11 protein-coding genes are annotated in these 12,951 nt (G+C 46.0%); 9 read left to right on the forward strand and 2 right to left on the reverse strand.

The window, feature by feature from the left end; all coding sequences use genetic code 11:
- The first annotated feature begins 107 nt into the window (after positions 1-107).
- The 6 genes from Q0Y54_RS08025 (at position 108) to Q0Y54_RS08050 (ending at position 8,289) form a co-directional block, all read left to right on the forward strand.
- A complete protein-coding gene (locus Q0Y54_RS08025) occupies positions 108-674 on the forward strand; it encodes a DNA-3-methyladenine glycosylase I (protein ID WP_297966123.1) in 567 nt (188 codons plus the stop codon).
- Positions 675-729: 55 nt separating this feature from the next.
- Positions 730-1,869: a hypothetical protein gene (locus Q0Y54_RS08030; RefSeq protein ID WP_297966127.1), complete on the forward strand. Its 1,140-nt coding sequence runs from the start codon at positions 730-732 to the stop codon at positions 1,867-1,869.
- A 94-nt stretch (positions 1,870-1,963) separates the two neighbouring features.
- The gene (nagE, locus tag Q0Y54_RS08035; protein WP_297966130.1) at positions 1,964-3,355 is read left to right on the forward strand and encodes an N-acetylglucosamine-specific PTS transporter subunit IIBC; all 1,392 of its coding nucleotides are present in this window, start codon (positions 1,964-1,966) and stop codon (positions 3,353-3,355) included.
- Positions 3,356-3,373: 18 nt separating this feature from the next.
- A complete protein-coding gene (locus tag Q0Y54_RS08040; RefSeq protein ID WP_297966133.1) occupies positions 3,374-3,652 on the forward strand; it encodes a hypothetical protein in 279 nt (92 codons plus the stop codon).
- Positions 3,653-3,738: 86 nt separating this feature from the next.
- The gene (locus tag Q0Y54_RS08045) at positions 3,739-4,644 is read left to right on the forward strand and encodes a DMT family transporter (protein ID WP_297966135.1); all 906 of its coding nucleotides are present in this window, start codon (positions 3,739-3,741) and stop codon (positions 4,642-4,644) included.
- A 375-nt stretch (positions 4,645-5,019) separates the two neighbouring features.
- Positions 5,020-8,289, forward strand: coding sequence for a S8 family serine peptidase (locus Q0Y54_RS08050; RefSeq protein WP_297966137.1), 3,270 nt, complete (start codon positions 5,020-5,022; stop codon positions 8,287-8,289).
- An 8-nt stretch (positions 8,290-8,297) separates the two neighbouring features.
- Here Q0Y54_RS08050 and Q0Y54_RS08055 read toward each other — a convergent pair whose 3' ends face one another.
- Positions 8,298-9,443 (reverse strand): acyltransferase family protein, encoded by a 1,146-nt coding sequence (locus Q0Y54_RS08055; RefSeq protein WP_297966139.1) that lies wholly within the window; start codon positions 9,441-9,443, stop codon positions 8,298-8,300.
- Between the two features lie 73 nt (positions 9,444-9,516).
- Positions 9,517-9,945 carry a MarR family winged helix-turn-helix transcriptional regulator gene (locus Q0Y54_RS08060; RefSeq protein ID WP_297966141.1) on the reverse strand — a complete coding sequence of 143 codons (429 nt, stop codon included), beginning with the start codon at positions 9,943-9,945 and terminating at the stop codon, positions 9,517-9,519.
- A 211-nt stretch (positions 9,946-10,156) separates the two neighbouring features.
- On the opposite strand from Q0Y54_RS08060, the gene Q0Y54_RS08065 reads away from it, so the two are divergent.
- The 3 genes from Q0Y54_RS08065 to Q0Y54_RS08075 all read left to right on the forward strand — a co-directional run.
- Positions 10,157-10,681 (forward strand): cysteine hydrolase family protein, encoded by a 525-nt coding sequence (locus Q0Y54_RS08065; RefSeq protein ID WP_297966143.1) that lies wholly within the window; start codon positions 10,157-10,159, stop codon positions 10,679-10,681.
- Between the two features lie 253 nt (positions 10,682-10,934).
- Entirely contained in the window at positions 10,935-12,407 is a 1,473-nt protein-coding gene (locus Q0Y54_RS08070) for a class I SAM-dependent DNA methyltransferase (protein WP_297966146.1), read from the forward strand.
- A gap of 23 nt (positions 12,408-12,430) precedes the next feature.
- The coding region (locus tag Q0Y54_RS08075; RefSeq protein ID WP_297966148.1) for a restriction endonuclease subunit S at positions 12,431-12,951 on the forward strand (521 nt) is incomplete at its 3' end.

Consider the following 12,951-nt stretch of genomic DNA (forward strand, 5'->3'; position numbering starts at 1 on the left):
AGCGTTTCAACGAGCTGGGAGATATGCTCGCCAGCTGTTGTAGTTTGTTTTCCCCTACCTAAAGAGGTGGGGGACAGCTTAAAGCTCGTTATAGAGGAGTGAAGCCAATGGACAAGGAAAAAGAGTGTGGATTTTGGGCGGCCAATGATCCATTGTTAATCGAATATCACGATGGGGAATGGTGCCGTATATCCCATGATGACCGCCATATTTTTGAAATGCTCTGTTTAGAGGGCCAAAGCACAGGGCTGTCCTGGCGGACCATTATCAACAAGCGTCAGGCCTATCAGGAGGCCTTTTACAATTTCGATATTGATAAATGTGCCAGTCTTACCGATGATTATCTGGACTCCCTGCTGGAAAATCCCCAGCTGATCCGCAACCGGAGCAAGCTTTACAGTGTGCGGAAAAATGCCCTTGCCGTACAGCAAATTATAGCGGAGCATGGCAGCCTGGATGCCTTTGTGTGGAGCTACACCAAGGGAAAGCCGATAGTAGGTCATTGGCAGGCTAACAGCGAAATACCAACGCAAACGGAAATATCCCAGAAAATGAGCAAGGATTTTAAACGTTTGGGAATGTCCTTCGTGGGCCCTGTAATTACCTATTCCTTTATGCAGGCCATTGGTATGGTAAATGACCATTTGGTGAATTGCAGGTGTCATTTACTTTAATTTCAAAGCACATTATTTCGATACAACATTGATATAACTACAGGGAGGTGTTCTTATGCTGGAGGGAATTGGACGTATCGGTGCATATGTGCAGCAGCGAAATTTGAAAACAGCTGCCAAGTACCGCATAAAAACAGGACAGAGTCTGATACCTAATAAAACGGAAAAGCTGCAAAGTGCCTTGCAGAGGATTAGTGCTAATCAAAGTACCAAGCATAGTGACCCTATAAGGTCTGCCACGATTAAATCAAAGCTAAAGGGCGGCCGTAAGCTTTCGTCAGATGAAATGCGTTATCTACGGGAAAATGATCCAGATCTGTATCGCAAGGCCAAGGGGGCTCAACGGGCCCGGGAGGAGCTGGAGCGGGATTTGTCAGGCTGTCATACCAAGGCGGAAGCCCGGCAGGCATTGATGCGGGCCCAATTAAAGGCGTCCAATGAGGCCCTGGCGGAGCTGACGGCCGCCAAGGGCGGGGGAGCCGGTGCAGGAGTAGAAGCTGGAGGTAGTGCTTCATCCTTTTCTGGTGGCATGAGTGATGATATATCCGCCGACATTAATGCCGATGGAGCTGACGTAATGGCTGGTACGGATATAAATGCCACGGCTGATGTTGATGGAGAACCTACCATGGGGACTGCTATGGTAAATTCTGCTTATACAGAAGCACCTATTGCCAATGGAGCTGCCAGCAGTGTAAGCGTTGAAGGGACCGAGGTGACCAATGATGTTGCCCAGGCAGAAGCTGCAGAAAAGCGGGCCTCAGAAAATATGGCTAAGGAAATGTTATCCTCTGTAATGCGGGAAATTAATACCATTATGTCTGAGCTGAGCAAGGCCGACGATGGGGATAAAGGCGGCGAACAAGCTCCTTCCGACAATGGTTCAGAGGAGGCTGCTTCCATGGGACAGGCTCCTTCCACCGATACAGGTGGCAAGGATGCTGCTTCGGAAATTATTGAAAAATTACTCTATAAGCTGCGGGCTATTCAAAATGCCTGGGAGGAATTTACCCATAGCAAGGAATACAAGGAAATGCCTGAGGGGTACTCTGACGGTGATGATAAGCATACTGGTAAATCTGCAATGCCAAAGGGCTTTACTGGTGATGGGATAATTGATATGATTAGTCAGTACACCTCATCCTTGGATGAAGGCTTTGGACTGGACAGCCCCCAGGTGGATATTAGCCAATAGTATGTGGATTATGGCAAATATTTGTAAAGCTAATCGGACTGGCGGACGCAGTCCGATTTTTTCTGGGTATGTTAATAAAGAGGGGATGAAATTTATGAAGGATTTGTTTATCAGATTGCAAAGTATTGGCAAGGCATTGATGCTGCCCATCGCCGTTTTGCCGGCCGCCGCCCTGCTGTTACGCCTGGGGGCACCGGATGTGCTGGACATACCATTTATCACCAAGGCCGGTGGGGCCGTATTTGATAATTTGGCCCTTATTTTTTCCATCGGTATCGGGGTAGGCCTGGCCAAGGACAGTAATGGAGCGGCAGGCTTGGCCGGTGCCATTGGCTATCTGATTTTGACTTCGGCCCTAAAAACCATTGATGAAACCTTGAATATGAGCGTGCTGGCCGGTATTGTCAGCGGTATTGAGGCAGGAGTAATTTATAATCGCTATCACAAGGTTAAGCTGCCGGAGTATTTGGGCTTTTTCGGCGGACGGCGGTTTGTGCTGATTGTGACCGCATTGGTATCCATTATTTTGGCGGCCATATTCGGCGTCATTTGGGGACCTTGTCAGGCCTTTATTCATTCTGTTGGTGAATGGATAATTGGGGCAGGTGCACTGGGAACCTTTGTATATGGCGTGCTAAACCGATTGCTTATTCCTGTAGGCCTTCATCATATTCTTAACAGCTTTATTTGGTTTGTCTTTGGTGAATATACCAATCCGGTGACCGGGGCAGTGGTTACCGGTGATTTAAACCGCTTTTTTGCCGGCGACCCAACAGCGGGTATGTTTATGGCAGGCTTTTTCCCTATGATGATGTTTGGTATGCCGGCGGTGGCCTTGGCCATGTATCATGCGGCCAAGCCAGAAAACAGGGCGAAAATCGGTGGTGTACTGGCTTCAGTTGCCTTTACGTCATTTCTTACAGGTATTACCGAGCCTATAGAATTCATGTTCATGTTCCTGGCCCCGGCCCTGTATGTGGTTCATGCCCTGTTGACCGGTTTGTCCCTGGCTGTGACCTACTCTGTGGGTGTGTTGGATGGCTTCGGCTTTTCCGCGGGCTTTATTGACTATGTAATAGATTGGGGGCTGGCCACCAGGCCGGAGCTGATTATTGTAATCGGTGTGGTAACATTTGCCCTGTACTATGGTATTTTTAGCTGGGCTATCCGATATTTTGACATTCCGACTATTGGACGTTATGATGAGGATAGGCCTACTGAGGACTTATCCGCTGATATTAGTGATATCTCAACCCTAATATTGCAGGGATTAGGCGGTAACAGCAATTTAACGGAAATATCAAGCTGTGCCACCAGACTGCGCTGTACAGTAAAGGATTTATCCTTGGTGGATAATGAGGGACTGAAACGCATTAAAGAGGTTCGTGGCGTGCTGGTGGCCGGCAATGCAGTGCAGGTCGTGGTGGGCTTAAAGGCAGAGCAGTATGCCGATGAAATTTTGGCAATGCGCGGTAATAAGAGTTAATTATATGGAGGATTATAAATGTTAATTGGTCATTTGGGGGCTCTATTGTCCTTCATTACGTTTTTTATATCGATAATGGCGTATTCCTACAGTAACGACGCAGAAGAAATCACTTCCTTTGAGAAAAAATGCCTTAAGGTGCTTTTGGGCTGCACCGTCATCAACATTATTGCACTGGCCTTGAAGGATTATTCCGTCCTTTATTATTCCGATTATCTCCAATTTTTGGCCAGTCTGGGGGTATTTGGAATGTTTATTGGCCTGTGCCGGGTATTTTATCGCTTAAAAGGGAATTAATGGCTCCATCAGCATTAACTAACCGCTATTTTTCGTCAGGAAGGGTGTGGAGCCTTTTCTGATATTGATTATTGTGGAGGAATTATATGCTTGATGCTTCCCCGAGGAAAAAAGGGGCAATTCTTGCCATTACCGGCTCAATTCTGTGGGGCATAATGGGGGTTACCTGTCAGTATCTGGTGCAAAACAAGGGCCTGCCGGCCATGTGGGTGGTGACAATCCGCATGTTTTTCGCCGGAATTGTCCTTTTAGGAGCGGATTATTTTATATACAAAAGGAATTTTTTTGCCCCTTGGAAGGGCAGGAAAAATATTATCCAGATGCTGATATTCAGCTTCATTACCCTAATGTGGGTGCAATACGTTTATCTGTCTGCCGTGAGGCACATGAATGCCGCCATGGCCACTGTCTTTGTGAGTCTGGCACCAATTGCCACCATTTTATGGATGTCCCTGCGCAGCAGGTCTGTGCCCAAATTTTATGAAATAATGTGCTGTATTTCGGCTGTTACGGGAGCAGTGGTGATGGCCACCCATGGCGATATGACCACCCTGTCCGTATCGGAGGAGGGGATTATCTACGGGATACTGCTGCCTATATTTGGCGTAATATACACTGTACAGCCTGGCTACCTGATGAAGAATTTTCGGCCGTCAAATGTGACGGGCTGGGGGCTTTTGCTGACTGGTTCTGTGCTGCTGCCCATAGTTCAGCCCTGGACTATTACGGAAACGGTGGAAATGGATACCTTTACCATTTTTAATGTGGTTTACACTGTTCTTTTCGGTACGGCAATAGCCTTTTGGACATTCCTGGCCAGTCTGCAATACATCAAGCCCCAGATTGCGGCCATCTATGAGCTGGTGGAGCCTGTCAGCGCCATTTTGCTGTCTGTGTGGCTGCTGGATGTTCTTTACCAGCTGCCGGAGCTGGTGGGAACAATCATGATACTTTGTCCGGTATTATATTTATCCCTTGTCCATAGAAAATAGGAAAAATAGCAACATGAGTCTGTCATTCATCTGGATAGGTGGATTGACAGGCTTTTTTGTTGAATCTAATCCACCAGAAGTCCTCGCCATAAGGTGATTAATAAAGCTGGGTCCGGCAAATTTGTGTAGCCAATTGGCGAATTTGCTAAAGCAATTGAAGCCAGACAATTGCTCTATAGATATTCATAGAGTAAAATACTGATAGAAGGGCGGTAGTTATAGTGAATAGAACGTACTGATATAGGCTTTGTCCAATGCTTGAACATATATTTGACTTCACCCTTTGTAGAGAAAGGAGCATTTTGTATGTGTAGGGCTGTTAAAAAAATAAAATCACATAAGCATATTAAATATACTAAATCGATAACTACACTATTGGCCTGGATCGCTCTTGGTCAGGCAGCAGCCGCCGCCCCGGCTGACTTTGAAACACCGGAATATTATGCCAGCACCGGCCTGGATATTATCAATGCTGCTGAGGCATACGACCAAGGTATTACAGGTAAAGGCGTTACCATCGGCATCAGTGACATACCTATTAATTTTGCCTCGCCGGAGTTCAGCAACAAGAAAAACAGCTATATGGCGGAAAATAAATTCCCTCCTTATACCGATAAGGACGGAACAGTATATAAATATGGGGATAATCAATATTGGGAATATATTGCTCACGGCTCTCACGTAGCCGGAATTGTGGCTGCCGACAAAAATAATTTAGGAATGCATGGTGCAGCTTACGGAGCTGAAATTGTCGGTTATCCATTTTATGACAAATTCGCCTGGGATGGAGCTTCAGTTGACCCTGATTTTATGAAGCCCTTCCTGGAAAATAAAAATTTAAAAATCATAAACGCCTCCTGGGGTTACTCACCAGATTTATTGCCAAATGCGGAACAATGTCATATTTCCTCTGTGGAAGCTATGATTTACCATATGCTGGAAAATCCCGGATATCGTATATACAGTGTAATGATGGACGATATCTGCTTAAATGATAAATTGCTCTTTAGGTCGGCGGGGAACTCTGGCACACTAAACCCGGATAATGAAATATTACTGTACTGGCACAATAATACGGCTGTTCCAACTAACATCATATCCATTTCTGCCTTGGAGAGCACCAGATATATAACCAGAAAGAAGGGGGATATACAGGGGGATTGCATAACAAGCTATTTCAGCAACGGAGCCATGTTTAATGAGGATGCCGCCATGGCTGCCCCTGGTACCAAAATTTTCTCTTCCAATTCAAACTTTGCCAATGATGGTAAGCCTGACGTAGTGATGTCCGGCACGTCCATGGCCGCTCCCTTTGCGACTGGTGCTGCTGCTTTGGTACAACAGGCCTTTCCATACATGAGTGCCAAGGAAATCGGTGATGTGATGCTGTCCACGGCCAATTCCCGGATTACGTCACAAAAGGGATTTTCCGTAAAAATAATGGATTATGGTGGAGATGATGCTTCCATATACATTTTTTATCTAGACGGCAGGATAAGGACTTTGGAACAGCAGAAAAAGGATTGTTACGTGGGACTACGCAAATACCTTTCACCCTATCAGGCCAAGTATGAAGTCGAAATTTTTCCCATTTGCGATTTCTACAATACCCCTGTGGAAGCCCTGGTAGGGCAAGGCGTAATAGATGTCGGCAAGGCAATAAAGGGGCCGGGTGCCCTTAATGCCCGTCGCCTTGACACGACTGATATAAGCAGCGAATATACCATTGGCGGCCGGGCTGCCACACAGGCTCTGTATCATATTGACACGGCTGGCTTCAATACGGTCTGGTCTAACGATATAAAGGAAATTCGGGCAGGACTCCTGGCGGCTGACAGCCCGGAGGAGGATTTGCAAAAACGCTACAATTACTACAAAACCAACTGGCTGGATCGGACTCACCACAGCTCCGATGAAAAAGTAATTGGAGGAGCCTTCGTAAAAGCCTACATTGATTTTTACAATAATTGTTTCCGTGAATGCGGATTGCTCAATCTTCCGGTTGGACTTATAAAATCCGGTGCCGGGGGACTGACTTTGAGCGGAAACAACACCTACCAGGGGGCCAGCATCGTCAAGGAAGGCACCTTGACCATAAATGGCTCTGTATTCGGCGATGCCTATAGCATAGAGCATGGTATTATCACCGGCAAGGGGACTATCGGCGGCATATTATACAACCGCAGTACCACTGTGGCCGGTGATGAACAGGGCAATGGGGTACTGAAAATGCATGGGCTGGTTTCCACTGGTAAACTCGTAAGTCAGTGGACACCACTGGGAAACAGCCAATTCGCAGTAGACGGAGCTGCCAATATAGCTGGCTCCACGGTAACAGCCAATAATATACTGCCGGGGGAAGAATGGGATATGCTTACGGCATCAGCCATTGATGGAAAAGTTGCCAATCCGCCGGACAAGCCTTATCCGGCTTCGGCTATGGTGACTACCTCAGGTGTAGTCCGGGGAAGCGTATTAAAGGTATCTGCCGCCGCCACAAACAGGCTTGGCACCACCGATTCCACCATAAATCAATCCTTTACGGCCATGACCAATATGTGCGCTTTCCTTACGGCCAAGGGGGATAACCGGCGTAATGATATGCGGCCGTTATTTTACATGGCTGCTCCTGCCGCCAGAGCCACCCTGTCAGCACTGGGGGCAAATACCACAGCCACCACCATGGCCCTGGCCCAACGCAATTTGATGGCTAGTCATATTGTTTCCTCACGGCTGGCGGAGGCCTTTGCCCTGCAAAATACCAGTGTGCCTGTACCAACAGCCGGACTGGCTGGGAACGTATCCGCCTGTGATACCGACCTCTTCCTAAAGCTGGACCAGCCGGTGGACAATGATTTTTGGTTTAAGACCATGCGAAACTGGGGGGAAGGCCGTAACAGCAGCTGCTACCATGGCACCACCATGGCCATGGGCTGGGACCGGGCCTACGGCCCAAGCTGGCGGGCGGGGGCCTTCATCAGTCATAGCAACATTTCTTTTGCCGATAATTATGCCCACAACGATATGAATGATACCAGACTGGGGCTGTACGGCGGCTACAGTCTGGGGCCTCATGCCGGCTATATTTATCTGGATTATGGCTGGCTGAACAATGACCTTACCCGCAATTTAGGAGGATTAAATTTGCAGGCGGCCGCGGATTATGGCAGCCGCCTTTTGGAGCTGGGCGGTGAATATACATACGATTTGAACGCATATCAGATGACGGCCTGGCATATTATCCCTTATGCCAATGTTCAGCTATCAAGGCTATGGCAGGAGGGGTACAGTGAGCGGGGGGCCGGCATCTTTGGCCAGCGGGTGAACAGTAAAACCAACACCTATATGGCTGGCGGTATTGGCCTGGAATTCAAACGGTATTTGCCCAACGGCAGCTATGGTCTGCGGCTGGGGGTAAAGCACGCCTTTAGCGGGGCAGATCCGCGGCTTAGCTACGGCCATGTTGGTGATGCCTTGTTCACCTACGAAATGGTGGGACAAGGGGATAAAACCCACTTCATTATGTCTATGGGCGGTGAAGCCGAATTTGCCCCAGGCTGGACCCTGGCGGGGGGTGCCATGCTGCAAAAGGGCAAGCATGATAAGGATGTTATGGTGGCAGTCACCCTGCGAAGAATGTGGTAGTCGGCAGCTTAGCCTATTTTGGCTTTTTTGCTGTCGGCGAACAGGGAACAATTTAGCAGCAGTCTGCCGCCGATATAGGTTATTGGCCAGGTAATAATGACGGCAATAAGGAATTTATAGAGGGCGTGCATATTCATATCCATCATGTAAAAAGATGGCCAGAAGATGAAAATTGTATGGCAGAAATACATGGTATATGAGGTGGAGGCCAGATTGCCCAGGGTATTGTTGGTAAAGTTACAGAAGCGGTAGAAGAGGCCCAGCAGGGCAAAGACACTGGAGGTCAGCAGCAGGGCGTGGCTCAGGGAAATGTAAAAGAGAAATTCCAATGGACTGCTTACCATGGCTGGGCTGTGAATGAAGGACCAGTCAATGAAGGCGGCGGAAACAATAAATAACGGAGTCCACTTGGCGGCCGAGGGCACATAACAGCCCTCCTCAAACCAGTGGCGGCGCCAAGCGTGAATACCCAGGAAGAAATAGAGGAAATACAATAAGACACGGCTAACCTGAACTTTAAGAATGTAGAAAAAATTAACCCACAGATATTCATCACCGGTAATCATATCTATAACCATGCCATTTGCAAAGGTAAACAGGGTAAGGCCCAGGAATAACCAAAATTTGGGGGCACTAGGAGTCTGCTGCTGTGCATAGGAGGGACGAATTTTTACGATGAAATAGGCAATGGCGTAGAGCAGTAGCAGCATTCCCAGATACCAGAAGGGTACCTGATTGAAAAATTCCCCGGCACCGCCGGTGGCTGCATCGTACCAATAATATTTGGTAAGAGCCGTCCAAAGGTCATTGCATAGCCCCCGGCTATAGGGCATGATAACACTGGTAAGGGGGGCGATAATCAATATACCGATGAGCCATGGAATACCAATACGGGTCCATTTGGGCATCCAAAAGTCCCTGCCGGTTTTTCTGGCCAGTGAGCGGATGGCAAAATAGCCTGATATAAAAAACATTATGGGCATAATAACCATGTCGGTAATCATAACAAAATAATTTAAAGCGACGCTGGGCTGGGGATCCAGGACATACCACCAGGGCAGGGGCATAACAATATAGCATAGGGCTATGTGCAGTAAAATCATCCAATTGACCACGAAGGCCTTTAGGTTATCCAAGAAAAATAAACGTTGCATACAAAATGCTCCTTTTTAAACATATTATTGGTATTTGTGGTTTGGTGCATATACATCAAACTGCCTATAAAAATTAATCCTCCTCCAACCGCTTTAATAATTCCAGGGTGGAGTCGAATTTTTCCAGCTCCTCTTTGGTGTACAGCCTGGCAAAATCCTCCTGGGCCTTATTCCAGGATTTTGATGATTCGTTAAAGACCTCTTCACCCCGTTTTGTAAGCCAGATACTGCTGTTGCGCTGGCCCTCCGCCTTGCGGTCCTCTAGTAAGCCTTTTTTCAGTAGCGGCTGAATGGAGCGGTTAATGGTGGAGCGGTCCAAATTCATCATATCCCCCAATTCACTTAGGGAGCTGCCACCGTTGTATTTTATAATGAACAGCAAAGTGAATTGCCGCCCCGTAATGCCGCAATCCTGCATCCTCTTATTGTAAAACTTTCTGCTGAGCATCTCAGCCCAACGGAGCTTAAGATAGTAGCAGGGAATATCCTTAAAGGATAGCATCTGGTCATACCTCCCTTCGACTTTTGTTGTATATGCATCATTTTAGATGACAAAGGATTTTTTTGCAACTAATTTTCAGTTTATTGCTTAAGTCGTGGGGGGATTGCAGGTATCATTTGATGATATTGTTTACTGGGGTCAGCGTTTCGCGGTATAATTTAAGTGTGGGTAGTTCACTGCAGAGGTATTATTGTTGAGGGGAGTATATGTTATGTCAAGTAAATGTATTGTTATCGTGGATATGCAGAATGATTTTATTGGTGGGGCCTTGGGAACCAACGAGGCCCAGGAGATGCTGCCACGGTTGGTGGACAAGCTGGGGAATGTACGGGATGCAGACCTGATTTTTACCCAGGATACCCATCATAAGGATTATCTTTCCACCCAGGAGGGGCAGAACCTGCCTGTTGAGCACTGTATTGAAGGGGAAAAGGGCTGGGAAATATGTTCAGCCCTGCAGCCATATCTTCATAAGGCAAAGGCTGTAATAAAAAAGCCGGCATTCGGTTCCATGGAGCTGCCATCATTGGTGAAGGAATATGATGAGGTTGAATTGGTGGGGCTCTGTACAGATATATGCGTGATTTCCAATGCCATGATATTGAAGGCCGCCAGTCCGGAACAGAAAATTGCCGTGGATGCCGCCTGCTGTGCCGGGGTAACCCCGGAAAGCCATGAGGGAGCATTAAGAGCCATGAAAATGTGCCAGATAGAGATAAGAAACAGTTCTGTATAAGCTCTAACGCCCTATGAAAATGCAATGATGATTGCATAGGTCATAGGGCTTTTTTTTGGCATTATTTAAAATGGAGAACATGCATGTAAAAGGATAAAAAATTACCTACCTAATATTTGCAAGTATATTAATAATTGGTAAAATATATTTGGTGAAAGGAAGGGAACAATCTCTTTAAGGGATGTAATAATAAAGGATACCTAATATTTTTATAGAATGAATTATTGGAAAATAAGGGAAATGGGGTCATGGAATGATTACTGGGGAGTTAAAAAATAAAATAGATCGGATTTGGGAAACCTTTTGGACTGGTGGTATCACTAATCCGTTGGATGTAATTGAGCAGTTCACTTATCTTTTGTTTATTAAGCAGCTGGATGAGGTGGAAACTCAGCGGGAGGCTGATGCGGCCATTCTTGGCTATGAGCCGGACAGAATATTCCCGGATGAGGCACAGGAATATAGATGGAGCAGGTTTAAAAATTTAGGTGATGCTGCCAAGATGTATGAGCTGATACAGAATAAGGTATTTCCATTTATTAAGAATTTGCATAATGACAGAGAGTCAGCATATTCCCGCTACATGGGGAATGCAATATTTAAAATTCCTACCCCTGGTATGCTGTCCATGGTAGTAGATGGTATTGACGGACTGGGCCTGGATGAAGCCCATGATGGCGGAGACAGCAAGGGGGATTTGTATGAGTATTTGCTGTCCAAGGTGGCTACGGCTGGTACAAATGGCCAGTTTCGTACACCGCGTCATATTATAAAAATGATGGTGGATATGGTACAGCCCAATCCAGGTGATACAATTATTGACCCGGCCATGGGGTCCGCCGGTTTCCTGATTGAAGCCCAAAATTATCTGCGTCAGCACCATAGTGATTTATTTATGGACGATGCTCAGCGGGAGCATTTTAATAACAATATGTTTTATGGCAATGATATGGATACTACTATGCTCCGTATTGGTGCCATGAACATGATGCTCCATGGTGTAGAAAATCCCAATATCAGCTACAGGGACAGTCTGTCAGAAAGCAATGCTGATGAGGAAAAGTATTCCTTGGTGTTAGCTAATCCGCCCTTTAAGGGGAGTCTTAATGCTACAGCAGTGGCGGCTAATCTTTTAAAGGTAACTAAGACCAAAAAAACTGAGCTTTTATTTTTGGCCCTGTTCCTGCGAATCTTGAAAAAGGGTGGTCGGGCTGCGGTCATCGTTCCAGATGGAGTGCTTTTCGGCAGCAGCAAGGCTCATAAGCAGATAAGAAAAGAAATCATTGAAAACAATAAGCTGACAGCAGTGGTATCCATGCCAAGTGGCGTATTTAAGCCTTATGCCGGGGTATCCACAGCGATACTGTTTTTCACGAAGACAGGGGCTGGCGGTACTGACAATGTGTGGTTTTATGATATGAAGGCCGATGGCTTCAGCCTTGATGATAAACGCCAGCCGGTACAGGAAAATGATATTCCTGATATCGTTGCCAGATATGGCAATCTTGAGGCTGAAACAAACAGAAAACGTACGGAACAGTCATTTGTGGTGCCTGTAGAAGAAATAAAGAATAATGACTATGATTTGTCCATAAATAAATACAAGGAATTTGAGTATGTACCGGTAGAGTACCCGCCTACAGAAGAAATTATTGGCAAAATAGAGGCGCTAGAAACGGAAATACAGACAGAATTGGCTGAATTAAAGGCTTTATTGAAAAAATAAATTGAGATTTGTAGGGGTATGAGATGGAATATAAATTGTTAAAAGATGTCGCGAAAATAACTATGGGACAATCACCAGAATCCGCAAGTTATAACACTGATAAAGATGGGTTGCCATTTTTCCAAGGAAATGCAGATTTTGGTGAAGTATATCCCAATGAGCGGATATGGTGTAATGCTCCTAAAAAAATAGCTGAGCCAGGAGATATTTTAATTTCTGTAAGAGCTCCTATAGGCGCTCTGAATTATGCAAAAGATAAATGCTGCATTGGGCGAGGTTTGGCTGCCATAACTATAGAAGATGACGCAGAAAGAAATTATATTTTTCATCTTTTGAAAGCAAAAAATACTGATTTAAATAATAAGGGAACTGGTAGCACATTCAAAGCTATTGGGAAAAATGTTTTGGAAGAAGTTCATATTCCACAGATAAATAGAGATGAACAGCAAAAATGTATGTATATGATGGATTTGTTGGAGTCTTCCATTAGGAAAAGAAAGAGCCAACTTAATTATCTTGATACCCTTATCAAAGCCCGATTTGT

It is taken from the genome of uncultured Anaerovibrio sp., from assembly GCF_947302755.1.
GTDB lineage: Bacteria > Bacillota > Negativicutes > Selenomonadales > Selenomonadaceae > Anaerovibrio.

What these genes read in the sequence shown, in the direction of transcription:
- Q0Y54_RS08045 (WP_297966135.1), top strand. Translation starts at nt 3,739, where the DNA reads ATGCTTGATGCTTCCCCGAGGAAAAAAGGGGCAATTCTTGCCATTACC.
- nagE (WP_297966130.1), top strand. Translation starts at nt 1,964, where the DNA reads ATGAAGGATTTGTTTATCAGATTGCAAAGTATTGGCAAGGCATTGATG.
- Q0Y54_RS08040 (WP_297966133.1), top strand. Translation starts at nt 3,374, where the DNA reads ATGTTAATTGGTCATTTGGGGGCTCTATTGTCCTTCATTACGTTTTTT.
- Q0Y54_RS08070 (WP_297966146.1), top strand. Translation starts at nt 10,935, where the DNA reads ATGATTACTGGGGAGTTAAAAAATAAAATAGATCGGATTTGGGAAACC.
- Q0Y54_RS08065 (WP_297966143.1), top strand. Translation starts at nt 10,157, where the DNA reads ATGTCAAGTAAATGTATTGTTATCGTGGATATGCAGAATGATTTTATT.
- Q0Y54_RS08060 (WP_297966141.1), bottom strand. Translation starts at nt 9,945, where the DNA reads ATGCTATCCTTTAAGGATATTCCCTGCTACTATCTTAAGCTCCGTTGG.
- Q0Y54_RS08055 (WP_297966139.1), bottom strand. Translation starts at nt 9,443, where the DNA reads ATGCAACGTTTATTTTTCTTGGATAACCTAAAGGCCTTCGTGGTCAAT.
- Q0Y54_RS08025 (WP_297966123.1), top strand. Translation starts at nt 108, where the DNA reads ATGGACAAGGAAAAAGAGTGTGGATTTTGGGCGGCCAATGATCCATTG.
- Q0Y54_RS08030 (WP_297966127.1), top strand. Translation starts at nt 730, where the DNA reads ATGCTGGAGGGAATTGGACGTATCGGTGCATATGTGCAGCAGCGAAAT.